Here is a 24,554-nt window from a genome sequence, read left to right on the forward strand (position 1 = left end):
GCCGCGTCCAGCGTGCGTGCGGCGGCAGCGAGGTTTGGCATCAGCTGCGGGTGAAGTTGGGCGTCCGGCGCTCGTTCATGGCGTTGACTCCCTCGCGCCAGTCGTTGGTGGTGCGCAGGCGATCCTGCTCGGCCTTCTCGTTGTCGGTGGCCACCTTGATGGCATCGGTCAGGTGGCCGCGCATGGTGTAGCGGATCGACTCGACAGCCAGCGGCGCCGAACCGGCGATCTCGCAGGCGAAGTCGTAGGCGACTTGGCGCAGGTCGTCGAGCGGCACCAGCTTGTCGGCCAGCCCGATGTCGACGGCTTCGTCGCCCTTGACGCGCCGGCCGGTGTAGAGCAGATCCAGCGCCTGCTGGTTGCCGACGAGCCGGGGGAGCGTCACGGTCAGCCCGAATCCGTGGTGGAAGCCGAGCCGGGCGAAGTTGGCGGTGAATCGGGCCTCCGGTGCCGCGATGCGAAAGTCCGGGAAGCAGGCCACGCCCAAGCCGCCGCCGACTGCCGCTCCCTGGATCGCGCCGACCACCGGCTTGCGCTTGGAGAACAGGTCGAAGGCTGCGTCGTAGAGGTGACGGGGACTGCCGTCGGCGTTGGTAGCGGTGATCTCGCCGCCCCGCCGCCCGTCGCTGCCGAACTGGGCGCCCGCGCAGAAGTTCTTGCCCTCCGAGCACAGCACGCTGGCCCGGCAGCCGTCCTCTTCGTCGAGGTCGCCGAATGCGGCAACGAGCCCGTCGATCAGCTCCAGATCGAAGAAGTTGTTCGGCGGTCGGTGAATTTCCACGACCGCCACGTGGTCATCGCTCAGCTTGACCGAGACATCCCCGTACTCGCCGAATTCGTCAAAGGTGCTCTCATCCATGCGGCGAGCGTAGATGCGCCGCCCCCAGAGCGCTCCGCTCAGGCCAGGGTGCCTACGGCGCGCACCTCGGCAGGAGACGGCGAGGCTCGGCCCCGCCGCAGCGCGAAGCAACTCAAAGTCACACACATCAGAATGAGAATTATCGGTTGTAGTAGCGCTGTTGCATCTCGGCGACCATGTCCTCGTCGACCGGACCTGACTCGGCCTCCCAGTCCCGCAGCAGGGCGACGCTGGGACGGGGCGACGCGTCGTCGAAGTAGCACTCGACCGCTTCGCGGATGTTGTCGCGGATCTCCTCGATGGTCTCCGCTTGGGTGTGGATGCCGAAGTCGAGAGCGCTGGCGGAGTAGCCGCCATCGACGTCGTCATTGCTGACCTCGAAGTTGATCTCGGAGTTCGTGGGCGACACAACCACCTCCCTTCTGGCGCCTGTTGCCAGTCACGGTCGAGTACTTCAGGCGGGGGTGCGCACGCCGCGTCGCTCGGCGAAGTCGACGGTGAGCACGACATCGAGAGCTTGAGCGGCGCGTTGCAGCGTGGACAGCGTCGCGGCGACCATGCCGGCCTCGACACGTGCCACCTGTGCTTGGCTCGTTCTCATCCGCCGCGCCAGCGCACGCTGGCTCAGGCCTGCAGCCTCTCGGAGTTCCCGGATGGAATTGCCGATCTGGAAGGCGAGTTCGACGGCCTGACGGCCCTCCTCGAACTCGGCTCTCTCTTCAGCGCTCATCTCGTTGAGACGACGCTCGGCAATCTGGTCAATGGTCGATCTGCTCATAATGACTCCTCTTCTTCGGAGGCAATGCTCCGCTGCATCGCCTTTCGCGCCCTGCGGATCTCGGGCTGCTCGCGCCGCCGCTGCTTGCGAAACACCGTCATCAGCACGATTTGTTCGCGAGACGCGAATCGGAACGTGATGCGCCATGAGACGCTTCGAAGGTCGAATCGAAGTTCGAAGAGACCCTCGCCCAGCGATCTTGTCGCAGGCGGTCGCAGCTTGTTGCCTTGCGCCTCCAATCGCTGAATATGGGCTAGGGCGGTGGCGAACTCTCGCGGTTGTAATGAGTCAAGCCAGGACTCGGCCTCATCCTCGACCTCCACCACCCACATGACACCAAAGATGGTATCAGCAGGATCGTCCGCCGCCGGGCCACGCGACGAGGCGACGGTGCCAACCGGGGGAGGGGGTTCAGCCCAGGGCGGCGGTGCCGCTGGTGATGAGGGGGTAGAGGCCGTCGGCGCCGACGCCGGTGGCCATCTCGCCGAGCACGGCCGACCAGTGCGCGTCAGAGCCGTATTCCTTGCGCCAGCTCCACAGCCGGCGGCTGAAGTGGTGCAGCGGGTATTCCTGGGTCATGCCCATGGCGCCGTGTGCCTGGTGGCAGGCCTTGGTGGCCCGGGCCGCCGCCTGGTTGGCGACGAGCTTGGCAGCGGCGATCTCGAACGGCGCGTCGCCCCGGGTGGCTTCGCGGGCGGCGACCTCGGCGGCCATGCGCACCAGCGCCGCGTCCTGCGCTGCCCAGACCAGATGCTGCTGGACTGCCTGGAAGCGCGCCACCGGTCGGCCGAATTGGACCCGCTCGTTGGTGTAGCTGACGGTGAGCTGGCACATCTTCTCGATTGCGCCGGCCATCAGCGCCACCCTCGACAGCGCGCCGCGCTGCGCCAGCGCGCTGGCGTCGACGCCTTCGGGCGCAGGCGCTGCTCGTCCGGTCGCTCCATCGAAACTGACGGTGTCGCGGGGCTCGCCCGCCATGTTCGGCAGCGGTGTGATCGTGCACACCGATGCTGGAACCGACACGACCATCGACGTGCCGTCGCATTCACAGACGCACACGATCGCCTCGGCACTGCGTGCCCACGGCACGCGGTGGGTTTCGCCGCTCAGCACCGCAGTGCCGTCGCCGTTGAGGCTCGCCGAGCACGTTCCGCCACCCGACCAGCCGCCGTCGGTTGCTCGGGGCGGGACGACCGTGACGAGGCCATCGGGGCGTTCGAGGCCGGCTTCGGCCAGCAGCCAGCCGCCGAGGATGCCGTTCTCGGCAGCGGGGATCGGCGCCGAGTGGTAGCCGACGAGCCGCAGCACCTCGATGGCCTCTGCGAGCGTGCCGCCCGATCCGCCAGCATCCTCGGGCACTGCGATGAGGTCGAAGCCGGTCTCGCAGAATGCCTCCCAGATGTCGGGTGCGCCGCCGCTGTCCTCGGCGGCCTGCACCGCTTCGTGCGTGCACAACTCGCCGAACAGCCGGTCGGCCGTCTCGGTGATCAACTCGTCGACCACGACTGGCTCGGGTACCGTCGTGGCGGTCATGCCGGCAACCCCTCGAGACCCTTTGAGGCGACAGAGCGCAGGATCTCGATGGTGCCGCCCCGGATTGTGTTGCCCGGGAACGTCACCACACACTGCGCCAGCAGCCGCTCGAACAGCGATTCGGATTCCGGCGAGTACTCCTCGTCGATGAGCTGCACCAGCTTCTCCACGACCTCTTGCTCGTAGCGAGTCCCCATTTCCTTCACCAGCGCCGACTCCACCGACGGCGCCTCGCCCTCGTCGATCAGCCGCGCCACCGACAGCGACAGGTTCCGGATGCCCCACCAGCGAGCTGCCAGCTCGCCGAACAGGTCAGACACGGCATCTTCCATCGGCGTGCCGGCGGCCTCGCGCAACAGCTGCTCCACCGTCGAGAAGGGCGACAGCCAGCGGTCGGGGCCGCCCCGTTCGTAGGCCATCTCGGTGGTATTCTGGTGCCAGCCCATCCCCGGCTGGCCCACCACGTTGATGTCGGGCACGAACACGTCGTGGAACGTCACCTCGTTGAAGTGGTGGCTGCCGTCCAGAAACGGGATCGGGCTGATTTCGAGACCCGGCGAACGCAGATCGATGAGGAACTGCGACAGGCCAGCGTGCTTGTTGCCGTCTTCCATCGGCGCCGTGCGCAGCAGGCAGATGAACCAGTCGTTCATGTGCGCGTTCGACGTCCAGATCTTGGTGCCGTTCACGACCCACCCGTCATCGCATCGCTCGGCCCGGGTCGACACCGAGGCCAGATCCGAGCCGCTGTCGGGCTCGCTCATGCCGATCGAGAAGCCCAGCTCGCCCCGGCAGATCGGCGGCAGGAACCGCTCCCGCTGCTCGTCGGTGCCGAACTTGAGGATCACGTTGCCGGTCTGGCGGTCGGCAACCCAGTGGTGCCCTACCGGTGCACCCCAGCGCAGCATCTCCTCCACCACGATGAAGCGCTGCACGGCGGTCCGGTCCGAGCCGCCCCAACGTGACGGCAGCGCCATGCCCACCCAGCCACGGGCGGCCATTTTGGCCGAGAACTCCCGGTCGTGGTCGGCGGCCATGCCCAGGCACGGCTCGTGGGTGCCGGGCGGCAGCTCCCTTGCCAGGAACTCGCGAACCTCGGTCTGGAGGTCAAGCTCGGGACCGGTCAGTTCGGTGGGCGTGAATCTCATCGGCAGGCCTCCGCAGGAGTTCGCGTGATTAAGCCAGGGCGAAGCCGCGGTAGTTGTCGGACGCCACGTCCTCGCACACCTCGACATAGGGCGGGAAGCCCGGCAGCGGCATGAACACCCGGGTTTTGCCGGGAATGTTCGCCCCGAGGTACCACGAGTTGCATGTGGGATACAGCGTCAGGTCGGCCACGGCATTGACGTAGTCGACCCAGTAGGCCTCGGCATCGGCTTCGGGCTCGATGGTGGCGGTGCCGCGCTCGCGAAGTTCGACCAAGCATCGCGAGATCCAATCGACGTGCTGCTCGATGGACGGGATCATGTTGGTCAGCACCGACGGGCTGCCGGGCCCAGACACGGTGAACATGTTCGGGAAGCCCGCTACACCCAAGCCGAGGTAAGTGCGCGGGCCGGCGTCCCAGTGATCGGCCAGCCGCACGCCGCCGCGACCGGTGATGTTCATGCGCAGCAGCGTTCCGGTCATCGCATCGAAGCCGGTGGCGTACACGATCGCATCGACCGGGTACTCCCGGCCGTCGACCACCACCCCAGCTGCCGAGATGCGCTCGATCGGCGTCTCGGACACGTCCACTAGCTGCACGTGCGGCTGGTTGAACGTCTCGTAGTAGTTGGTGTCGAGACACGGGCGCTTGCAGGCGATCGTGTTGTGCGGGGTGAGCTTGGCCGCAGTCTCTGGATCGTCGACAACCTCGGCAATTTTGCCGCGCACGAACTCTGCTACCCGGTCGTTCGACTCGGCGTCCAAGGCGATATCGCCGTAGGCCCGGTAGAAGGTGAAGCCGCCCACATCCCACCGTTGCTGCATGCGCTCGTGGAACTCCTCCGCGTCCGCTTCCTTTGCGAGGTCTTCACCGTCTGGCAGCCGCTGCACCATTGCGGCGTTCTGTTCGAGCATCTTGGCCCGCAAGTCGCGATAGTTGGACTTCCAGCGAGCCTGCTCGCCAGGGTCGAGCGGCTCGTTGCGCGCCGGAACCGAGTAGTTCGGCGTGCGCTGGAACACTGTCAGCTCCCGGCACTCCGCGGCGATGACCGGGATGGCCTGCACGGCCGACGAGCCGGTGCCGATGACGCCGACCGACAGGCCGCTGAAGTCGACGCCTTCGTGCGGCCAATTGCCGGTGTGGTACGTGGGCCCGGCGAAAGTATCTGCGCCGTCGAAGTTGGGCATGTTCGTGGTCGACAGGCAGCCGGTGGCCATCACCACGAAGCGGGCCCGGTAGAGGCCTCGATCGGTCTGCAGCCGCCAATGGCGGGCATCGTCGTCCCAGTCGACGCGCTCGACGGTGGTCTCGAAGCGGATGTCACGCCGCAGGTCGTAGCGGTCGGCGACGTGGTTTGCGTAGCGCAGGATCTCGGGCTGGCCGGAGTATCGCTCGGACCATTCCCATTCCTGTTCGAGCTCGGGATCGAACGAGTAGGAGTACTGCATCGACTCGACATCGCATCGGGCGCCCGGGTAGCGGTTCCAGTACCAGGTGCCGCCCACGCCGTCGGCTCGCTCGACCACCACCACGTCGAAGCCGAGCCCGCGCAGCTTGTGCAGCGAGTACATCCCGGCGAAGCCGGCACCCACGACGACGACGTCATGGACCTTCGGCACGTTGCCGTTCGAACTGACCCCGTCGGTGCTGCTCATCGCCGCAGAGACTACTGATGCCGGTCCAGCGCAGTCTGAGGTGCGGCGATGTGCCACGCTCCGGGGATGGCCGAGCCGTGCGAACTCACCGCGACAGGGGCACGACAGCTGATGGCGGCCGGCGAGCTGTCGGCGATGGAACTGCTGGGGTCGTGCCTGCTGCGGGCCGATGCGACCGACGGTGCCGTGAACGCGCTCGTCGTTCGCGACGACGACAGCGCGATGTCGACGGCTCAAGCCATCGATGATGCCCGAGCCCGGGGCGAGCCTCTGGGTCCGCTGGCGGGCCTGCCGGTGGCGATCAAGGACATCCAGGCCACGGCCGGGCTCACCACTACCTACGGCGCCGTGCCATTCGCAAGCAACGTGCCAACTGCCGACGACGGCATCGTGGCCCGAGTCAGAGCGGCAGATGCGGTCATCATCGGCAAGACCAACACGCCCGAGCTGAGCATCGGCGCCAACACCGTCAACCGGCTCTTCGGCGCCACCGGCAACCCGTTCGATCCGTCGCTGACGTGCGGCGGCAGCTCCGGGGGCTCAGCGGTGGCGCTGTCCTGCGGGATGGCGCCGCTGGCCACCGGGTCCGACCACGGCGGCAGCCTGCGCATCCCGGCCTCGTACTGCGGTGTGGTCGCGCACCGTTCCACGCCTGGGACCGTGGCTCACGACGAGCGCACGATCGGTCGCACCAACTACAGCGTGTCGGGACCGATGGCCCGCACAGTCGCCGACGCGGCACTGCTGCTGTCAGTGGTGGCGGGCCGTGATCGCGATGCCCGGCGCGATCCCATGGCGTTCCCGCTCGATGCCGCTGCGTTCGCCGAACTCCCGGCGGCCGATGCGGCCTCGCTGCGGGTCGGCGTGAGCGCCGACCTCGGCGGGCTGCTGGTCTCCGAGGTCGTACGGACTGTGTTTGCTGACCGCGTCGAACGGCTCGCCGCGGTCGTGGGCTCAATCGACGAGGCCGACATCGATCTCAGCGATGCGCTGGACGTGGACTGGCAACTCCGGTCGGACATCTTCGCCACCAACTACCACCGCAGCATCCACAAGTTCGACCCCGACACCGCCGGGCCCGACGGGGGGTTCAACCCGAACATCCGCGCCACCTACGACGAGGCGCTGAGCACCACCGTGCTCGACATCGCCAAGGCCCGGCGGCGCCAGGTGGAGCTGTTCCGCGCCACCGACGCACTGTTCGACACCTACGACGTGCTGATCTGCCCGGGGGTGAGCGTGCCGCCCTTCGACTGGCACGAGCTGTACCCCGCCGAGATCGACGGTCAGCCCGTGCGCAACTACATGGCTTGGCTCGGGCTGTCGGCCGCGCTCACGGTCGTGGGCCACCCCACCACCGCGCTGCCGTGCGGCCTCGACGGCCAGGGCACGCCCTTCGGCCTGCAGCTCGTCGGGCCGAGCTACAGCGACCGGCGGCTGCTGGGCATCGCCGCGGCACTCGAAGCAGCCTTCGCCGACGACCCGGTCACGGCCCGCCCCGTGCCGGATGTAGAGCTGCTCAGCACGCTCGAGACCGCCTGTCGCACCGAAGGCAGGTTGGTTCACGCCTCCGCGCCGCCCCAATCGTGAGCCGTTGGCTGCGAAGCCGGTTACTGCTGTAGCGGGCGGCCGGTGGCGGTGACGCGCAGCGTTGCTTCCACGAAGAGCTCGCGGCCGTTGCTCGGCGCAGTGCGTGTTTGGAAGTCGACGGTGATGGCGGCGTCGCTGGCACCCGCAGCGTCGGCTTCGGCGCGGACGGCCTCGGTTGCCTGCGCTGTCGCCCACTCGCGGGCTTCGTCGAGGCTGTGCCAGATCGGCGGGTCGTCGCCCCAGTGGGCCCGGTAGCTGCCGCGGCGCGGCGCTGTCACCGTGATCTGCTTGGTGATCCTGACCCCGGCGACCGCGGCGCCGACGGCGTTCGCCACCTCGGCGTGGTCCGGAACGATCGCCGCAGTGCCGAGCAGTGCAGCGACGAGCGGGGCGTACGTGGGGGCCGGGGCGCCGATGGCAACGATGGGAACCCCGACGCCGGCATCGACCCGAGCGAGCGGAGCGCGATCGGCCCGGGTTTCGGCGGCATCGGTCGCGAGCGGGACACTGGCCGACTCGCTGGAATCGAGCAAGCCCCACAGCGGGTTTGCGGGGCGCTCGTCAGTGGCGTCGCTGGGCACATCAGCGACGGTTCTCTCCAGCTCCCGATGCCTGCGGTCAAGGGCGGTCTGTGCGAGCTGCCGCCGGGTTTCGCCAGGGGCTATCCCATCTGCACCGAGCGCGACGCTGAGCAATGCTTCGGTAGCGCTGCGCAGCGCGACGTTTATGACCCGTCGGCAGAGATCGACCGCGCCGGTGCCGACGTCAACGCCATAGCGATCGCGCTGTCGGCTGAACAGCTCGGCACCGGTCCGGGCGGCTGCCGCATCCCACGGTGCGCTCTGCTCTTGTTTCCCATGCCTAAGGGAGTCGGGCTCACGGGCCGCTCGGGCCCCGGCCCCGGCATCGATCAAGCCGAGCACAACGCAGGCGTCGGTCGGTGTCAGTGCGCCGCGCCGCACGCGGCCACTGCGTTCGAGTCGCTCGAGGGCGCCGCGCCAGCGAGCCGATCGCTTGAGGTCCTCCAGCGGAAGTGCACCGCCGGCGCCGTCGACGAGTCGCATGATCTCGCTGTCGAGGCTGTTCTGGCCTGCGCGGCCGCTGAGGTGCCCGGTGAATACCCCGGTTGCCTCCAGCAGCACCTGCCCGAACTCGGCAAGTGGCCGCTCGGCTTCGAGCTGGCGTCGCAGCATCGGCAGGACCACGTCGGGATGTTGCAGGGCCGCGACGCACAGCGGCACCACCCTGCGCGGCCCGACGGCGAGTTCGCCTCGACTTCCGTCAACCGGGACGCGGATCTCGCTGTCGCCGCCCAGACCCACGGTCACGGTCGGCAGGGCAGTGACCATCGTGGCGTGACCGCCCACCGTGGCCGTGTCGGCATCTTCGTTGCCGTCAGCAGCGACGACTGCGCCGTTGCGAATCGCCGCAATGTCCGTGGTCGTGCCGCCGATGTCGACCACCAAGAGATCGGCGTCGAGCATCTCCTGATCCGCAGCCGTAGATCTTGCGAGGTGGCGGGCGCCGAGGACGCTGGCCGCGGGACCCGACAACACGGTCTCGATGGGGCGCTGAGTCATAAAATCCGCCGAGACCAGCGAGCCGTCTCCCCTCACCACCATGAGACGGGCGTCGAGCTGGAGGGATTCCATTGCTGTTCGGATCGCCTCGGTGAAGCGGGCGGTCACCGAGATGAGCTGTGCGTTGAGCAGCGTTGTCACCGCCCGGCGAGGACCGCCGAGTCGAGGAGACAGCTCGTGGCTGCAGGTCACGGGCTTGCCGGTGCGTTCGCGGACGGCATCTCGTGCCTGCAGTTCGTGGGCAGCATTGCGAACGCTGAACTGAGCCGCAACGGCGTACGCCTCGACTGAGGCATCGACGCGGTCGAGCGCGCGCTCCAGCTCGTCGACGTCGAGCGGGCCTCGCTCGTCGCCGTGGGCGCCGTGGCCACCGCCGACGACCACGACCGGCGCCGACGCGAGACTGCCGGTCAGCCGATCACGCCCATTGCCGGCGGGGGGCATGCCGGCTCGCTCACTCGTCACCTCGCCAGCGCCGGCACGCAGCCCGACGCGGGCCAGGGTCTCGGGTTCGAAGCCGATGGCCACGAGCGCAGCAGGACGCCCAGCGCCCTCGACGAGCGCGTTGGTTGCCAGCGTCGTGGAGACCGCCACGAGCCCGACGTCGGCCGCGCCGATCGCGTCGGCCGAAGCGCCGCGACCGCCGTTCAGCACACTCGTCATCGCCTCCACCACGCAGCCGTAGAGATCTTCGTGCCGTGTCGGCGTCTTGGCGGCCGCGATGACCCGGTCGGTGCCGTGGTCGTACACGACGGCGTCGGTGAACGTGCCGCCGGTGTCAATGCCTAGACAGAAGCGGCCTGACGCCGGCCGGAACGGTGTCGTCACCGCTGAAAGTGTGCCAGCGGGAGCCGCGTGGGCGCGTAGATCTGCCGGTCGAGTGGACTCGAACGCTCGCGTCGGTGAGACTGCGGGCACGGCGACCGGCCGCACCGCTTCGGGCAGTGCGACGGCCGACCGGCCAGGGAATGCAGCGCCACTAGGAGGAACCGATGGGCGTCAAGTCAGTGAACGAGATGGTCGCCGAGGCCAAGACCCGTATCGACAACATCTCGCCGGCGGAGGCTCACCGTCGTGCCACCGAAGAGGGCGCGCTGATCGTGGACATTCGAGATGTGCGCGAGCTGCAGCGAGACGGCGCCATCCCGGGCTCGATGCATACACCGCGGGGGATGCTCGAGTTCTGGGTCTCACCCGACTCGCCCTATACGAAGCAGGAGTTCCTAGAGGACCGGGAGTTCATCCTGTGCTGCGCCGGCGGCGCCCGCTCGGCCCTGTCTGCCGACACCATGCAGGACATGGGCGTTCAGAGAGTCAGTCATGTCGAGACCGGCTTCGGCGGCTGGCGGGCAGACGGCATGCCGGTGACCGACTACGACACGTTCAGGTCACGGGCTGAGCACCGCACGCAGCCAAGCCTGCTGAGCAAGCAACCTCATGACTGAGTCAGCCGCGCCTGATACGCCCGCGTCCGACCGTTCCGATGCCGATCCGCCCAAGCAGGTCACCGGGTACTGCGAGCCGTGGACCCTGCGAGCAGGCGAGTCGATCCGGCTGATTGCGTCATCGCACCTGCCCGGCCCCTCCGAGATCGACATCACGCGGATCGTCTGCGGCGACCCGACTCGCTACGGACCCGGCTACGACGAACGCCCAGCTCCCGCAGCCGGCAGTTGGTCCGTGACCCTCGACGAGCAGCCGCTCACACCGGGCTCGTACGGAGTCGCCGCGTTGCACGGCGTGCAGGGTGCGCGTCGCCTCGGATTCCGAGTGTGGGTGATGCCGACGTTGCCGGATCGGTCAGCGCGCATCGCGACCCTGTGCGCGCGCACCGCAGGCGCGTCGACGGACACAGCAGCGATCGAGGCCTTGTGTCTCGATCTCTCCGGGGGATGCGCGGTCGCGTCGACGTCTGCGCTCGGCGACGATGTCCGGGTTGTCGTGGACGAGCTGCCGCTCACGCGCAACCGGTGGTACCTGCTCGATGCCGAACTGGATCTCGACGCGGGAACCCTGAGCGCAGCGGTGACGACCGCGGCCTCCGATTCTCCGGGGCGCGATGCGGTGGAGGGAAGCCGGCTCAGCGACCTGACGGTCTCGCAGTTAGCGGCCGAGCCGGCCGGGGCGCCATACGGCGATGCGCTCCGGCACGGCACCGGCGGCGCGGCGAGCGGGACGACGCCGGCAGACGCGGCTGACCTCGCCCCGATCGAGCTGTGGCTTGCAGCAGGACCTGCGGCCGAACGGTTCGACGGACGGCTGGCGCGACCGACGCTGCGGAGCGGTGACGCCACCGTGTCGTGGGATCTTTCCGCCGACATGGCCGGATGCTCAGTGCCTGCTGATGACCCTGTCTGCGGGCCGATCGTTCTGCATCAACTGCCGACGCGAGCGATCACGGGGCCTGCGTGGGACGGAGCGGCACACCGGTGGGCCGACAATCCGTCCCACTATGACGCCGTTCATTTCCATCACGACGACATGTACGACGCTGGGTGGGAGACCACGGTCGAGGCGACGTTGCCCGATGATCTGCCGAGCGGGATCTACGCCTTCCGGGTGCGAAGCGAGGCGGGCGAGGACCGGGTGCCGTTCTTCGTGCGGCCAGCGCTCGGTGCGCGCACGGCTGATGTCGCGCTGCTGATGCCGACCGCCACCTATATGGCCTATGCCAATCACCGGACGCTCATCGACGGCGCAGATTTCATGCCCACGCGCGCCAAGCTCCGGCCAGAGCATGCCTACGTTCGGGACCACCGAGAGATCGGCCTCAGCCATTACGAGAAGCACCCTGATCGCAGCGGCGTCATGTTCAGCTCACGCCGCCGGCCCGTGCTGAACCTGCGCCCCGGCGCCGACGGCTGGAACTTCACGCCCGACACCGACATCAACGCCTTCCTCGAGCACCTCGAAGTCGGCCATGACATCGTCACCGACGAGGATCTGCACTTCGAGGGCCTCGAGGCCATCGCGCCCTACCGGGTGCTGGTGACCGGTAGCCACCCCGAGTACTGGTCCACCGCCATGCTGGACGCGCTGGCCGACTGGCAGCGCAAGGGCGGGCGGCTCATGTACCTGGGCGGCAACGGCTTCTACTGGAGGGTCGCGTTCAGCGATGACTGGCCGGGCGCTATGGAGCTGCGCCGGGCTGAAGACGGTGTGCGCAACTGGCAGACCGGGCCGGGGGAGAGCTACCACGCCTGGGGAGGCGAGTACGGCGGGATGTGGCGGCGCCAAGGGCGGGCGCCCAACGAGATCTGCGGCATCGGGTTTGCCGCGCAGGGGTTCGACAAGGCCACCTACTTCGTGCGCGATCCCGGCGTGGACGAGTCACGCGCCGCGTGGATCCTCGATGGGGTGCCCGACGAGCGCATCGGCACTTCCGGGCTGGGCGGCGGCGCCGCCGGCCAGGAGCTGGACCGCTACGACGTGCGGCTGGGATCGCCGCTCCACGCCGTGCTGCTGGCCTCGGCGACAACGTTCGGTCCCGACATGCTGCGCACCAAGGAAGAGTTCGAGAGCTCGGTGCACTTCCCGACGCCCGACCCCATGGTGCGTGCTGACATGGTGTTCTACGAGACGCCCAACGGCGGGGCGGTGTTCTCGGTGGGCTCGATCTCGTGGTTCGGCGCGCTGGCCCGCGACGGCTACGACAACGACATCGCGCGCATCACGGCCAACGTGGTGCGACGCTTCGCCGATCCTGAGCCCTTCCCGCCGCCAGCTGCGTAGACGGCTGCACGAGGCGGGCGGTCAGCCGTCTTTGCGTGCCTCGGAGATGAGCTCGCTCACCCGATTCGCCGCCGGGGCGTAGTCGGGATCGACCTCGGGGCCCGGCACGAACTCCGGTATCTCGACGCGCTCGGGACCAGACGGCGGCGCTGAACGCTCCGGCGCGGCTGCAGGTGCCGGTGGGGGTGCAGCGGGCTCGGCCGCGGGTGCCGGCGTCGGCTCGGCAGCTGAGCTCTCTGCCGCGTCTGTCGAACTCTCCGCCGCTGGGGCCGGACTGCTCTCGGGGGCCGGGACACCGGTTGCCTCGCGTGCGGACTTGGAACGGGCGAGTATCGCTGCAAGTCGGGGATCCGCTCCGCCGTCATCGGCGGCCGGTGCCTCGGGCGCGGGTGCATCGGCTGCCGCGGCCTCGGCGGGTTCCGCCGCCGGTTCGTCGGTGCTCGCTGCCGGCAGCCCGCGCGACTCTGCAGCCGCAGCGCGGGCTTCGGCGATGCGCGCTCGTTCCTGCGCGGCCTCGATCTCTTCTCGCGCTCTGCGGGCCAGAAACTGCGGCCACTCGTCCTCGGGCACCAGCTTGCTGTGGGCCACCGAGATGACTTCGATGTCGTTGTCGAAGCGCACGCGGTAACGCTTGATGGCGAAGCCGAGGCCCCGGCCGCATTTGCCTGGCGTGCCTTCGGGGACGCCGGGGAGGTCCTCGTTGACTACTACCCGGGTGCCGCGCTTGTACTCGCTCATGACCCGGTTCCGCTGACGCTCGCGCTCATCGTTGCGGGAGCGTACCGGCGAATGAGGCCAGCTTCACCGGCACCCGTCGTAGATTCAGAGGGCGTGAGCGAGCAGACAGCCTTGGTGGTGGGCGGCACCGGTCCGACTGGGCCCCACGTGGTGAAGGGCTTGCTGGAGCGCGGCTACCGGGTGACGATCCTGCACACGGGACGCCATGAGGTCGACGAGATCACCGATCTGGTCGAGCACATCCACACGGACCCGTTCGATGCCGACCGGTTCACCGCTGCCATCGGATCGGCCACGTATGACCTGTCAGTGGTCATGTACGGCCGGCTGCGCGAGATCGCGCGAGTAATGGCCGGCCGCGTGTCCAAGTTCGTGAGCATCGGTGGCTTTCCCGTCTACAGCGGCTGGGGCGACGCCGATGCACTGTGGCCCGCTGGCATGCGGGTGCCGACGCGCGAGCACGATCGTCTGGTTTCCGATGAGCCGCCTGAGTTCCGCGTCAACAACAAGGTTCGCCAGATCGCCAACACGGAGCTCGTCGTGTTCCGCGAGCACCCCACGGCATCGCACCTGCGCTACCCGTGGATCTACGGCCCCGGGCAGATCAGCCCGCGCGAGTGGAAGATCGTGCGCCGCGTGCTCGATGGCCGTACTCGCATCGTGCTGCCCGACGGTGGCGTGACATTGCAGGCGTCTGCGGACGCCCGCAATGCCGCAGCGATGGTGCTGGCCGCGGTCGATGCCGGCGCACGGTCGTCCGGTGAGGCATACAACGTGTCTGACGAGTGGACTCCCACGCTGCTGCAGTGGGTGGAGATCATTGCTGCGGCGCTCGACCACAGCTTCGAGATCGTGTCGATCCCGTGGGAGCACGCAGCCGTGTCGCACCATCTCACGCAGCGCAGCACGCCCCACCACCGCGTCATCAACTGCGACAAGGCGATCTACCAGCTCGGGTATCGCGATGTCGTGGATCCGGTGGAGGGGTTGACGGACACCGCACGTTGGCTCGCTCGTGAAGAGAACCACCCAGAGCCCGGGGGTGCCATGGAGCGTTCGATCGTGGATCGCTTCGACTACGAGGCCGAGGATCGGCTGATGGACGCTTGGCAGGCCGCCATCGCCCGCGACGACATCGCCGCTGCTGCGGCTGCGGCCGACCCGGGTTTCTTCGATCGCTACGCCGCCGAATTCGACGACCGGCCCGGCGCCGGCAAGGGGTGGACTTCCGTCAGCCGCTCCGGCTGAGCGATGGGCACAGTCAGCCGCTCCGGCTGAGCGATGGGCACAGTCAGCCGTTCCGGCTGATCAGTCGCGGCTGTCGGGGGCGAGATCGACCTCGGTGGCTTTGACGGAGACCCACAAGGTGGTGCCGGGCCGGATCAGAAGCTCGTGAGCAGCACCCGGCGTGATGTCGGCCGTGAGCGGCAGGGGAGAGCCGAGCAGCACACGGGTGATGTCGCCCAGCGGCTCGACGGCTTCGGCGGTGGTGCGCCAGACGTTGCGGGGGCTGCCGCTGGGTCGCTCCCGGTGCAGGGCGATCGCCCGCGGGTGGATCGTGGCCAAGACCGCCCCGAACATCGATGTGTCCGCAGCGTGCAGCACCACAGCCGGGCGACGGCCGGTCGGCGACGGCGTCGGGTCGTCGTCCGCCACGGTGATCTCACCGTCGCGGGCGGTGCCGCGCACCAGGTTGATGCCCGACAGATCGGCGGCGTACGCGGTAGCCGGCGCGCGTCGCAGCTCGTCCGGCGTTCCCGATTGGGTGAGGCGACCGTTCTCGAGGATGTGCACGTGATCGGCCAGCACGAAGGCGTCGGTGGGATCGTGGGTGATCAGCAGGCGCGGCACACCGCCCGCGCCGTGGCGCGGCGCCGCGGGCGACGCACTGCCGCCGTTGCGCCCGCTGCTGAGATGGGCGGCCAGGTTGCGCCGCAGACGGTTGCGAGCGGTGACGTCCAACGAGCCCAGCGGCTCATCGGCAACCAGCAGGTCCGGCTCGCAGGCGAGAGCGCGGGCGAGCGCCACCCGTTGGCGCTGGCCGCCTGACAGCGCACGAGGCCGTCGATGGCCCAGATCGCCGAGATCCATGGCATCCAGCCAGTCCTGTGCCCGCTCGCGAGCGAGGGCTCGACGCATGCCGCGAGATGTCAGCCCGAACGCCACGTTGTCGAGCGCGTTGAGATGCCGGAACAGCACTTGGTCTTGGAACACGACGCCGATGCGGCGCCCTTCAGGCGGAACGAAGACACCGGCGGCGGGATCGTCGAGGACGCTGCCTGCCAGTCGGACGCTGCCGCCGTCCAGCGGCAACAACCCGGCAATCGCAGCCACGATCGTGGACTTGCCGGCGCCGTTGGGTCCGAGCAGGGCAGCGGTCTCGCCCGCTTCGACGCTCAGCGACACGTCCAGCTCGAACTCGCCGCGCCGCAGCCGGATGTCGGCCTGCAATCCGCTGACTGCCGCGCCGGTGTCGTCGAAGCTCATCGGCTCGGCCACCAGCGGTCCCGCAGGGCGATCAACAAACCCAGCGACAGTGCGACAAGCACCAGGCTGATAGCCACCGCCGCATCCCGGTTCGACTCCAGCGCCACAAACACCGCCAGCGGCAGCGTCTGGGTCCGCCCGCCGAGACTGCCTGCAAACGTGACGGTCGCGCCGAACTCGCCGAGCGCTCGCGCCCACGCCACCACCACCGCGACGCCCAGCGCGGGCCCGATCATCGGCAGCGTCACCCGCCACAGCACCCGCAGCCGCGAGGCACCCAGCGTGGCGGCTGCGTGCTCGTAGCGACGGTCGAGATTCCTCAGGGCACCCTCGACCGTCAGGATCACAAGCGGGGTGGCCACAAAGGCGTTCGCCAGGATGACGCCCCCGATCGAGTACGGCAGCAGCAGGCCGGTGGCGTCATGCAGCGGCCCGCCGACCACGCCCCGACGCCCGAGCGCGAACAGCAGCGCGGCGCCGCCCACGACAGGCGGCAGCACCATCGGCAGCGTCACCAGCGCCCGTATCGCCGAGCGGCCCGGGAATGACACCCGCGCCAGCACCCATGCCAGCGGCACGCCGACCAGCGCGGCCACCGCAGCAGCCGCGATCGAGGACACCACAGAGAGCACGGCAGCATCCACCACGAACCGGCTCGACAGGTGCGTCCACAGCCCTGTCCAGGGCGCACGCGCAACAAGGCCCACGAGTGGCAGTGCGAACAGCACGACGCCGATACAGGCGAGCAGCGCGACCGGCCAAGGCGGCAGGTCACGCGCCGTCCGCCGCGCGCCGCTGTCGTCGCTCCTAGGAGTTGCGGTCGATGCGTCGGTCATGGCGTTGCGAATCCGAAATCGGCGAATGCGCCGCGTGCTGTGTCCGTCTGCAGGTAAGCGATAAACGCACCGGCTGCCGCGCCGTTGGGGGCATCTGCCAGAACAGCCGCTTCATATGTCACCTCCGGCTGTTGCCCGCTGGGCCAGCCCAGGCTCGTGATGCGATCGGATTCGGCGATCACATCGCTGGCGTACACAACTGCAGCGTCGAGTTCTCCTGCACCCAGCTTGGTGGCCAGCGCGCGGACATTGGGCTCTTCGGTGTCTGGGGCAGGCTCAATCTGCATGCCCGACAACCCGGCTCGAGCATGTGCACCACACGGCACCTCTGACGCGCACAGCCCGATCAACAGATCGGGCCGGGACAGGTCGGCGAGCGAATCGACGCCGGCATTGTTGCCGACGGGCACGGCGAGCACGAGCGAGTTGCGTGCCACAACGACGGGTTGGCCGTCGATGCCGACTCCGTTGCGGATCGTGCGTACATGACTCGGGTCCGCCGGGATGAAGACATCTGCTGGCGCACCGGCGAGTACCTGCTCGCGCAGTGCCGAACTGCCGGCGCCCGAGATCTGCACCTCGACTGCGGGATGCTGCCGCTCGAAGCTCGCGGCGATTGCTTCGGTGACCGGCAACAAGGATGCGGCGACCAGGACATGCAGGCTGCCTTCGAGCGTCGCGCCGCTGACGGATGCGCTGGAGCGGTCGGCCGCATCGGCGTCTCCTTCAGACGCCGCGCAGCCTGCTGCAAGCGGCGCCATTGCCAGCAGCGTCAGTGCCGCACAGCGGCGTGTCCACGCCGCACGGTGCGCGACTTCCGTGTCGTGCGTCGCCGCGCGGATGCCGCCCATAGCTTCGCCAGTGTGCCCGACGCTCGTGGTTGTCGAAAATCCGGCGCGATGTCCAGCAGCAAGCGTTCTATGGTGAAGTCATGATCGCTGGCGTCCTCGCCGCCACTCCGATCGTGGTTGACGCGTGGGTGCTGCTGGTGGCAGCTGCAAGCATCGTCGTCACCGTGCTTGTCACGGTCTTGGGTACGGGCTTGACGATCACGTTCCATCTCGCCGGTCGCATCGACCATCAGTCCGAGGAGATCGTGCTGGTGCGCGAACGCGTCGCGCGCTTGGAGGCCCTCTTCGCCCGTCTCGGTGACTCATCGGGGCCAGCAACGGAGTCGCCACCAGCGGACGAATAGGGTCCCCGGCATGGCTACGACGCTCGACTGGTACGGGTGCGCAACGTTCCGGCTGCGCACGGCCGGCCTCACGGTCTTTCTCGACGCCTACATCGACCGGGCTGACAACGCGGTGGGTCCGGGCCTGACCGCTGACGATGTCACCGAAGCGGACTGGGTGCTGGTGGGCCATTCGCACTTCGACCACCTCTACGGGGCCGAGCGCATCGTGGCCAACACCGACGCCACCCTGATCGCGTCGTACGAGTCGGTGCGGGTGATGGCCGAGGCCGGAGTGCCCGAAGAGCGGATGATCTGCGTGGCCGGCGGCGAGACGGTGGATCTCGCTCGGGGAGACCGCGGAGCTGGCGTGCGGGTGTCGGTGTATCCGAGCCAGCACTCCTGCGTCTGGTCGCACACCCAGATGGACCAGCCCGACCACGTCTGCCTGGGCGACCTCGGCGTGACCTGGCAGGAGCAGCAGCAGAAGTTCGCCGAGCTGATGAAGTACTTGGCGACGGAAGTCGATGCCGACACCAGCGCGCACATCGCTGCGTCGGCCGCCGGCCACAGCGACCGGGGCGACGGGGGAGCGCTGCTGTTCCTGATCGAGGCGCCGGACGGCTCGGTGCTGTTCCAGGACACCTCGGGTCACTGGTCGGGCGTGATGCGCGACCTGCGCCCCGACGTGGCGATCCTCGCGGCGGCGGGTCGCGGCAACATCGACGGCGAGCCCATCCAAGGCTCGCTGGCACAGTTCATCGGCCGCCAGGCCGACCTGCTGCGGCCCCGCAAGGTCATCCTCGGACACCACGACAACTGGCTGCCGGGCTTCTCGGTGCCGACCGACACGACGTCCATAGCGGCCGAGCTGGCACGGGTCACGCCGAACGTCGAGTTCCTCGAACCCGGCTACATGGAAGCCACGCCCATCCTCCCGTAGAGCGGCCTGCTCACGCAGGAAGCGGCATCTTCAAGAGTTCCGCGACGGCGTGCTCGATCTTGGGGCCGAGATCGCTCGACGCGAGGCTCTCTCTGACCCGGGAGCGCATTCTGCCGTGGGCCTTCATCTCCGGAATCTCGAGTTCTGCCACGAATCGCTCTGCTTCGGCGCCGAGAGATGCCAGATTGCGATGCAGGCGGTCGAGACTGTCGTAGAGCGGTATCGGCAGCTTCCAGAGGTGCGACCCGATGTGGCGGCCGCCTCCTTTTCCCGAAACCATGTACGGCTCAACGGCCTTGGTGACAGCCGCGCAGTTCAGGACAGCGCACAGATACTGGGCTTCTTCGACTGAACGCATCGGTGCCCAGTCGAGTTGATGCTCGACCAGCGCATATGGGGCAGTCACCCTGCACGCTGTGACGTGCATGCCCGAGACAGCGCATACGACTCGTGTTCCCGAGAGGGGGTATTGCGACGAGAGCTTGCCGTAATGGTCCAACGACTCTTGCAAGCTCAGTGATGAGACGGCGTGCTCATCCCAGAGAGATGTCGCTGCCTGCCACCATCGTGCGAGGCCTTCATGAGCGTCGATATCCGCGTCGTCCAGCATCTTTCTTCCGTCGAATGGGAGCAGCGCTTCCATCGGCTGCCGTTGCATGAATGGAAGGACCGACTCGCCCATCAGGAGAGGAAACACAAACTCCTGCTCCACTACTCCGCGTAGATCAGGCAGCTTCTTCCATGCATACTTGGCATATATCCCACGGTCCGAACGCACGGCCCGTCGGCCGGACCCGACGCCGAGCGGCGGTGCCACGTCTGGTTTGACGGTCGTCAAGAGACGTGGGTAAATGTTGGCCCCGTTTCGAAATATCGGCTTGTAGGGCGACGACGGCTGGGTTGCTTCGACAGGTTCGTCAACCTGAACAGTGCGCGAGAGCGCGGCGCGAACGGAATCCCAATCGGCGTTCGGGTTGTGCAGCTTGCCTGTCCACCGCTCGAACTGGGGAGTGAGCGTCTGGGCTTCGCGAGATCTGGTGCCGAACACGACACACGCTGTGCGAGGAAAAAAGGTATGACTGATGTCCGACAGCTCCCAAGGCATCCGCCAGTTGATGCACACGTTGTCACTCTTCCCGACCGCGTACCGACCTGCGCGAAGCCCGTCGGACTGTGCCCTCGTTCGCACTCCGGCCGGCATGACAAACGCCAGGTGCCCGTCGACTCGCAGGTATTGCTCCACAGCCCTGACGACGAACAAGTCGGCGAGGTCCTGATGCGTCGCGACATGCCTGCCCGACCACAGACCACGTGTGGTCGACATTTCGCGAAAAATCATCTTCATGGACTCTGTCATGTGCCGGTACGCCAGCCACGGCGGATTGCCAATCAAGACATCGCAACGATTGTCCGGCAGCGCCAGCCAAGCGGGGCGGGCCAGATTGCGGACGTAGTAGCCCCAGATGTGGTCGCGGCGCTCATCGTGAAGGCGGCACATGGCCTCGAAGGTGGCGCGCACGGTGACGGCATCGGCTTCAGAGAGGCCATGTCGATTCGCAATCGAAGCAAAGACCGTCGGACGAGAGCTGGGTTCGCGTGTCGTGGCCGTCTCCGCAAGGTCAGAAACGAGCGCGTCGAACCGATCGGCATCGGCCAGGAGGGCCTGAGGGAATCGAAGCTGGTCGGCAAACAGGTGTGCACCGTCACTCGTGGTCACGTTGAGCGTCTCTGACGCAAAGATGTCGCCGCGTTGGCCCCATTGGAGCGCGTCGCCGAGAAACACGGGAATTCTCAACGGCCCTCTGTCGGACGCTGACAGCCGCTCGGCGCCGATTGCGAGCAGATAGGTGACGCGGGCCAGAGTCACCGCCACCGGATGCACGTCAACGCCGAAGACCCGCCGAGCAACTCCTGCCACAGCATCACCGTTCGCGATGCCCGCGCGCTCGGCAGCGGCCAGGTAGCCGCGCACTGCGTGAAAGAGGAACGTGCCAGACCCGCAGCTGGGATCCAAGACCGTCATCTGGATGGGGTCGGTGACGACTTCTTGGATCATCGCTTCGGCCAGAAAGTCAGGCGTGTAGTACTCACCGAGCCGCTTTCGGGTGTCAACGCCGATGACCGACTCGTAGATCGTCTTCATGACGTCATGCGTTACGTTCGACCAATCGAACTGTTGCAGGCGTCTCGCGAGAGCTGCGACCCACACGGTTCCAGGCTCGCCACAGTTGAGGGGCCAGTCGAAGAAATCGTGATCCACGACTCCGTGTATCTGTGACTGCTGTCCGAACAGCTCGCCCCGCAGCAGGCTGGCCGGCGTGAGCTGGGTGATCGGATAGCCGAGCACTGCGTGTGCCACGCACTCGGCGGTGGCAACGAGCAGGGTGTGCTCGACGAAGAGATCGTCTTCGTTGTCGCCGAATTGCGTACCGAGCGCCGTCGTCAGGAGCTTTGCCCAAAGTTCTCGCTTGATCTGGATTTCTGGATTGTCTCGGTTCGCTTCGTACATCCCGCGCAGTGCAGCGCGTTCGAGTTCATGCCCGGGGCTGTCGGCACCGAGCCGACTTGAGAGCGCCTCACGGGTCGGAATGACCTCGTGCTGCGTGGCCAGTACGGCGGCGAGCCACGTGATCAGTGGCTCGGGTTCCGGGGATGTGGGATCCACCTCGTGCACGGCCACCGGCCCGAGGCCGTCTTCGACGCGGTGGAAGAGGTGCCAGTCGCGGCCGTCCGTCACGATTCCGACGTAGCGCTGGCTGAGTTGGCGCTCGCGTTCGGCGACGTAGCCGCTCAACTGCGCAGTCGCATCTTCGAGCGACGCACCGCTGGCGAGCGATCTCTTGACCTCGATAACGGTTCGACCGATCTCGATGTCAATCCTGCGGCGGTCGCCGAGGGGGGCTTCCAAGGTCACATCGATGATGTCGTCGTCGGAAATGTTGAGTCCCGAGGCGATCAGCAGGAGGCGGATGTCCGACTGGACGGTGGCCTCGGTCCGGCCTGGAGCGCTGCGGTCGCAGAGCCGGCCGACGACGGCCCCCAAGTCGACCGCGGCCTCTGGATTCACTCGTTCGACTGTAACGGCGCACTGCGGCGACCCTCTTGCAATTCGGCCGACTAACGGGTCCCCGTCAGTAGCTCAGCGGTTCGCTAGCGAGCATGTATTGGCTGCCAGCGGCGGTAGGTGGCGCAGCGCCACAGCCATTCGACGGGACCGAAGGCGAATCGGTCCAGCCAGGCCTTCGACCACCACAGCTGCACCGCCCACACGGCCACCACGAACATGGCGATCCCGCTGCGGCTCAGATCCAGATCGTCGAGCAGAACGCCCAGCACCAGCAGGCCGAATGCTGTCTGGGTGAGGTAGTTGGTGAGCGCCATGCGTCCCGCGGCGCGGATGCGCTGTCGCAGGCCCCCCTCCCTCGCCGAGTTCCACAGGGCGATCAGGCTGAGGTAGCCCAGGCACAGCGGCACAGTCGCCAGCGTGTTGGGGATGGTGCCCGCCACGGCCCAGTCGATATCGAAGCCCGTGGCGGCCATCAGTGCGAACCCGGCAGTCGACAGCGGCAAGCCGACGCCGAGGCCCCATGCGGCCATGCGGCAGTAGAACGACGGCGTCTGGTTGCCGCTGATGACACCTGTCCGGTAGAGCGCCGCCCCGATGAGCATGGCGCCCAAGGCTCGACCGAAGTAGTCGGCCAGGAACCACGTCTCGATGACGCCGTAGTAGTCGCCGTAGTGCCAGAAGTCGATCAGCACGCTGGAGAAGCTGCGCAGCGACGACTGCACGACCCACGATAACTGCCACTGCGACGTAGCACGTGCCGCCCAGCGCAAGGAGCACCTTGGCGGGCAGGCGTCGCAGTGCGAGCACGACCGGCGCGCACAAGGCGTAGGCGAACAGCACGTCGCCGTCCCAGAACGACAGGTGCACGATGCCGATGCCCAGCAGCAGCGCGTTGCGCCACAGGCTCAGCAGCACGCTGCGCCTGCCCTTCGCCGCGGCCCGCTCGGCGAACAGCACTACGCCTGCGCCGAACAGCATCGAGAACAGGCCCATGAACTTCTGGTCGGCGAAGATCTCTCCGGCGCCGCCGACAACCCAGTCCAGCGCCGTCCGCGAGCCGCCGGCATCGAGGTTGGCGTAGGCGGCGGCGGGCAGGCCGAATGCCACGGCATTCATCGTCAAGATGCCGAGCACGGCCACGCCGCGCACGGCGTCGAGCGTCGTGATGCGTTCAGCGGCCCGCGTTGCCAGCGGACCCGACGTCATGGCAGTCGGGCGAGGACTGCAGGCTCGCGGGCCGGCAGCGACCTCAGTCGAAGGTGATGACGGTGCGGTTGGATTCGCCGGCCTTCATCCAGCCGTAGCCCTCGTTGATCTGTTCGAGGTCGATGCGTGCCGAGATCATCTCATCGAGCATGAGACGGCCATCGAGGTACAGGTCGATCATCATCGGGATGTCGCTGCGGAACTGGTTCGAGCCCATCATCGAGCCCTGCAGCTTCTTCTCAGACAGGAAGTCGATGCCGCGCAGCTCGACCTTGGTTTTCGAGGGCACCATGCCGATCACGGTGGCGGTGCCGCCGATGTCGAGCATGTTGAACGCCTGCTGCACCGTCTCGGCCAAGCCGATGGCTTCGAAGCTGTACTCCACGCCGCCCTTGGTCATGTCCTTCACGGCGGTCACCACGTCGTCCACCTCGGCGGCATTGACGGTGTCGGTGGCGCCCATCTGGCGGGCGGTCTCAAGCTTCGTCTCGGTCATGTCCACTGCAATGATCCGACCGGCGCCGGCCACGCGGGCGCCTTGCACGGCCGACAGGCCGATGCCCCCGCAGCCGATCACGCACACCACGCTGCCCACGCCGACGCCTGCGGTATTCACCGCCGCACCGAAGCCCGTCGTGACGCCGCAACCGATCAGGCATGCCCGGTCGAGCGGCATGTCGGGCCGCACCTTCACGACGGCGTTCTGATGCACCAGCATCTGCTCGGCGAAGCCACCGAGCCGAGCCATCTGGCCCACCTCAGTGCTGTCGTCACGCTCCAGTCGGGCTGCGGCGCCCTTGGCCCGCGAGGTGGCCCGGATGTTGGTGCAGCGGTGCGGGTTGCCCGACAGGCAGCGGTGGCATTGGCCGCAGAAAATCGACAGGCACGCCACCACATGGTCACCGGGCTTCACGTAGCTCACGTCGCTGCCCACGGCCTCCACCACGCCGGCCGACTCGTGGCCCATCACCATGGGCAGAGGCGTGCGGAACAGGCCTTCCATGAAGTGCAAGTCGCTGTGGCACAGACCAGCGCCCACGGTCTGGATGAGCACTTCCTGCGGTCCGGGCGCGTCGATGCGCAGGTCCTCGATCTCCAGATCGCCCGGCTGTTCGCAGAGCACAGCTGCCTTCATGTGACGCCCCCTCGCGTTGTACGGCCACGACAGTGGCTTCGCTTGACATTGCCGAGATTAGGCGCGCAGCGGAAAGTGCGTGCCCGCCGACGCC

Annotated in this window: 21 protein-coding genes; 6 read left to right on the forward strand and 15 right to left on the reverse strand. The window is 67.8% G+C overall.

The genetic code is table 11. The features are described from left to right. Positions 1 to 40: 40 nt before the first annotated feature. The 7 genes from ACOGI8_RS06245 to ACOGI8_RS06275 all read right to left on the reverse strand — a co-directional run bounded on the left by ACOGI8_RS06245 (position 41) and on the right by ACOGI8_RS06275 (position 5,972). Positions 41 to 859 carry an enoyl-CoA hydratase-related protein gene (locus tag ACOGI8_RS06245; protein WP_419856014.1) on the reverse strand — a complete coding sequence of 273 codons (819 nt, stop codon included), beginning with the start codon at positions 857 to 859 and terminating at the stop codon, positions 41 to 43. A gap of 139 nt (positions 860 to 998) precedes the next feature. After that, positions 999 to 1,268, reverse strand: coding sequence for a type II toxin-antitoxin system HicB family antitoxin (locus ACOGI8_RS06250; RefSeq protein ID WP_419856015.1), 270 nt, complete (start codon positions 1,266 to 1,268; stop codon positions 999 to 1,001). A 45-nt stretch (positions 1,269 to 1,313) separates the two neighbouring features. After that, positions 1,314 to 1,637 (reverse strand): helix-turn-helix domain-containing protein, encoded by a 324-nt coding sequence (locus tag ACOGI8_RS06255; protein WP_419856016.1) that lies wholly within the window; start codon positions 1,635 to 1,637, stop codon positions 1,314 to 1,316. Next, the gene (locus tag ACOGI8_RS06260; protein WP_419856017.1) at positions 1,634 to 1,969 is read right to left on the reverse strand and encodes a type II toxin-antitoxin system RelE/ParE family toxin; all 336 of its coding nucleotides are present in this window, start codon (positions 1,967 to 1,969) and stop codon (positions 1,634 to 1,636) included. Before ACOGI8_RS06260 ends, ACOGI8_RS06255 begins: the two co-directional genes overlap by 4 nt. A 79-nt stretch (positions 1,970 to 2,048) precedes the next feature. After that, entirely contained in the window at positions 2,049 to 3,170 is a 1,122-nt protein-coding gene (locus tag ACOGI8_RS06265) for an acyl-CoA dehydrogenase family protein (protein ID WP_419856018.1), read from the reverse strand. Then, complete coding sequence (locus ACOGI8_RS06270; RefSeq protein ID WP_419856019.1) at positions 3,167 to 4,318, reverse strand: acyl-CoA dehydrogenase family protein; 1,152 nt, start codon at positions 4,316 to 4,318, stop codon at positions 3,167 to 3,169. The genes ACOGI8_RS06265 and ACOGI8_RS06270 overlap by 4 nt, the downstream gene beginning before the upstream one ends. Positions 4,319 to 4,346: 28 nt before the next feature. Then, the gene (locus ACOGI8_RS06275) at positions 4,347 to 5,972 is read right to left on the reverse strand and encodes a flavin-containing monooxygenase (protein ID WP_419856020.1); all 1,626 of its coding nucleotides are present in this window, start codon (positions 5,970 to 5,972) and stop codon (positions 4,347 to 4,349) included. A 66-nt stretch (positions 5,973 to 6,038) separates the two neighbouring features. On the opposite strand from ACOGI8_RS06275, the gene ACOGI8_RS06280 reads away from it, so the two are divergent. Further along, positions 6,039 to 7,562 carry an amidase gene (locus tag ACOGI8_RS06280; protein ID WP_419856021.1) on the forward strand — a complete coding sequence of 508 codons (1,524 nt, stop codon included), beginning with the start codon at positions 6,039 to 6,041 and terminating at the stop codon, positions 7,560 to 7,562. A gap of 20 nt (positions 7,563 to 7,582) precedes the next feature. On the opposite strand, the gene ACOGI8_RS06285 is transcribed toward ACOGI8_RS06280, so the two are convergent. Next, entirely contained in the window at positions 7,583 to 9,970 is a 2,388-nt protein-coding gene (locus ACOGI8_RS06285) for a hydantoinase/oxoprolinase N-terminal domain-containing protein (RefSeq protein WP_419856022.1), read from the reverse strand. Positions 9,971 to 10,134: 164 nt separating this feature from the next. Between ACOGI8_RS06285 and ACOGI8_RS06290 the strand changes: the two genes are divergently transcribed. Both ACOGI8_RS06290 and ACOGI8_RS06295 read left to right on the forward strand, forming a co-directional pair. Then, on the forward strand, positions 10,135 to 10,587 hold the full coding sequence (locus ACOGI8_RS06290; protein ID WP_419856023.1) for a rhodanese-like domain-containing protein: 453 nt from the start codon (positions 10,135 to 10,137) through the stop codon (positions 10,585 to 10,587). Continuing rightward, on the forward strand, positions 10,580 to 12,874 hold the full coding sequence (locus tag ACOGI8_RS06295; protein WP_419856024.1) for a N,N-dimethylformamidase beta subunit family domain-containing protein: 2,295 nt from the start codon (positions 10,580 to 10,582) through the stop codon (positions 12,872 to 12,874). Before ACOGI8_RS06290 ends, ACOGI8_RS06295 begins: the two co-directional genes overlap by 8 nt. Before the next feature lie 21 nt (positions 12,875 to 12,895). Here ACOGI8_RS06295 and ACOGI8_RS06300 read toward each other — a convergent pair whose 3' ends face one another. After that, the gene (locus ACOGI8_RS06300; protein ID WP_419856025.1) at positions 12,896 to 13,612 is read right to left on the reverse strand and encodes a hypothetical protein; all 717 of its coding nucleotides are present in this window, start codon (positions 13,610 to 13,612) and stop codon (positions 12,896 to 12,898) included. Between the two features lie 93 nt (positions 13,613 to 13,705). Between ACOGI8_RS06300 and ACOGI8_RS06305 the strand changes: the two genes are divergently transcribed. After that, positions 13,706 to 14,860: an epimerase gene (locus ACOGI8_RS06305; RefSeq protein WP_419856026.1), complete on the forward strand. Its 1,155-nt coding sequence runs from the start codon at positions 13,706 to 13,708 to the stop codon at positions 14,858 to 14,860. 60 nt (positions 14,861 to 14,920) lie between these two features. Here ACOGI8_RS06305 and ACOGI8_RS06310 read toward each other — a convergent pair whose 3' ends face one another. The 3 genes from ACOGI8_RS06310 to modA are packed head-to-tail and all read right to left on the reverse strand — an operon-like array spanning position 14,921 to position 17,786. Then, complete coding sequence (locus ACOGI8_RS06310) at positions 14,921 to 16,111, reverse strand: sulfate/molybdate ABC transporter ATP-binding protein (protein ID WP_419856027.1); 1,191 nt, start codon at positions 16,109 to 16,111, stop codon at positions 14,921 to 14,923. Continuing rightward, positions 16,096 to 16,935 (reverse strand): molybdate ABC transporter permease subunit, encoded by an 840-nt coding sequence (modB, locus tag ACOGI8_RS06315; RefSeq protein ID WP_419856028.1) that lies wholly within the window; start codon positions 16,933 to 16,935, stop codon positions 16,096 to 16,098. The genes ACOGI8_RS06310 and modB overlap by 16 nt, the downstream gene beginning before the upstream one ends. Then, positions 16,932 to 17,786, reverse strand: coding sequence for a molybdate ABC transporter substrate-binding protein (gene modA, locus ACOGI8_RS06320; protein WP_419856029.1), 855 nt, complete (start codon positions 17,784 to 17,786; stop codon positions 16,932 to 16,934). Before modA ends, modB begins: the two co-directional genes overlap by 4 nt. Positions 17,787 to 17,866: 80 nt before the next feature. On the opposite strand from modA, the gene ACOGI8_RS06325 reads away from it, so the two are divergent. Further along, a complete protein-coding gene (locus ACOGI8_RS06325; RefSeq protein WP_419856030.1) occupies positions 17,867 to 18,130 on the forward strand; it encodes a hypothetical protein in 264 nt (87 codons plus the stop codon). Positions 18,131 to 18,140: 10 nt separating this feature from the next. Further along, complete coding sequence (locus ACOGI8_RS06330; RefSeq protein ID WP_419856031.1) at positions 18,141 to 19,052, forward strand: MBL fold metallo-hydrolase; 912 nt, start codon at positions 18,141 to 18,143, stop codon at positions 19,050 to 19,052. A gap of 10 nt (positions 19,053 to 19,062) precedes the next feature. On the opposite strand, the gene ACOGI8_RS06335 is transcribed toward ACOGI8_RS06330, so the two are convergent. The 3 genes from ACOGI8_RS06335 to ACOGI8_RS06345 all read right to left on the reverse strand — a co-directional run bounded on the left by ACOGI8_RS06335 (position 19,063) and on the right by ACOGI8_RS06345 (position 24,460). Then, positions 19,063 to 22,119: an N-6 DNA methylase gene (locus ACOGI8_RS06335; protein ID WP_419856032.1), complete on the reverse strand. Its 3,057-nt coding sequence runs from the start codon at positions 22,117 to 22,119 to the stop codon at positions 19,063 to 19,065. Positions 22,120 to 22,202: 83 nt separating this feature from the next. Continuing rightward, entirely contained in the window at positions 22,203 to 22,841 is a 639-nt protein-coding gene (locus tag ACOGI8_RS06340; RefSeq protein WP_419856033.1) for a DUF418 domain-containing protein, read from the reverse strand. Between the two features lie 527 nt (positions 22,842 to 23,368). Further along, the gene (locus tag ACOGI8_RS06345) at positions 23,369 to 24,460 is read right to left on the reverse strand and encodes a Zn-dependent alcohol dehydrogenase (RefSeq protein ID WP_419856034.1); all 1,092 of its coding nucleotides are present in this window, start codon (positions 24,458 to 24,460) and stop codon (positions 23,369 to 23,371) included. Between the last annotated feature and the right edge of the window lie 94 nt (positions 24,461 to 24,554).

Source organism: Candidatus Poriferisodalis sp. (genome assembly GCF_965204195.1).
GTDB lineage: Bacteria > Actinomycetota > Acidimicrobiia > Acidimicrobiales > Poriferisodalaceae > Poriferisodalis.

Bases quoted from the DNA above. Each gene is read 5' to 3' on its own strand.
- ACOGI8_RS06290 (WP_419856023.1), top strand. From the start codon at position 10,135: ATGGGCGTCAAGTCAGTGAACGAGATGGTCGCCGAGGCCAAGACCCGT.
- ACOGI8_RS06345 (WP_419856034.1), bottom strand. From the start codon at position 24,460: ATGAAGGCAGCTGTGCTCTGCGAACAGCCGGGCGATCTGGAGATCGAG.
- modA (WP_419856029.1), bottom strand. From the start codon at position 17,786: ATGGGCGGCATCCGCGCGGCGACGCACGACACGGAAGTCGCGCACCGT.
- ACOGI8_RS06300 (WP_419856025.1), bottom strand. From the start codon at position 13,612: ATGAGCGAGTACAAGCGCGGCACCCGGGTAGTAGTCAACGAGGACCTC.
- ACOGI8_RS06280 (WP_419856021.1), top strand. From the start codon at position 6,039: ATGGCCGAGCCGTGCGAACTCACCGCGACAGGGGCACGACAGCTGATG.
- ACOGI8_RS06255 (WP_419856016.1), bottom strand. From the start codon at position 1,637: ATGAGCAGATCGACCATTGACCAGATTGCCGAGCGTCGTCTCAACGAG.
- ACOGI8_RS06330 (WP_419856031.1), top strand. From the start codon at position 18,141: ATGGCTACGACGCTCGACTGGTACGGGTGCGCAACGTTCCGGCTGCGC.
- ACOGI8_RS06275 (WP_419856020.1), bottom strand. From the start codon at position 5,972: ATGAGCAGCACCGACGGGGTCAGTTCGAACGGCAACGTGCCGAAGGTC.
- ACOGI8_RS06325 (WP_419856030.1), top strand. From the start codon at position 17,867: ATGATCGCTGGCGTCCTCGCCGCCACTCCGATCGTGGTTGACGCGTGG.
- ACOGI8_RS06245 (WP_419856014.1), bottom strand. From the start codon at position 859: ATGGATGAGAGCACCTTTGACGAATTCGGCGAGTACGGGGATGTCTCG.
- modB (WP_419856028.1), bottom strand. From the start codon at position 16,935: ATGACCGACGCATCGACCGCAACTCCTAGGAGCGACGACAGCGGCGCG.
- ACOGI8_RS06260 (WP_419856017.1), bottom strand. From the start codon at position 1,969: ATGTGGGTGGTGGAGGTCGAGGATGAGGCCGAGTCCTGGCTTGACTCA.
- ACOGI8_RS06270 (WP_419856019.1), bottom strand. From the start codon at position 4,318: ATGAGATTCACGCCCACCGAACTGACCGGTCCCGAGCTTGACCTCCAG.
- ACOGI8_RS06265 (WP_419856018.1), bottom strand. From the start codon at position 3,170: ATGACCGCCACGACGGTACCCGAGCCAGTCGTGGTCGACGAGTTGATC.
- ACOGI8_RS06295 (WP_419856024.1), top strand. From the start codon at position 10,580: ATGACTGAGTCAGCCGCGCCTGATACGCCCGCGTCCGACCGTTCCGAT.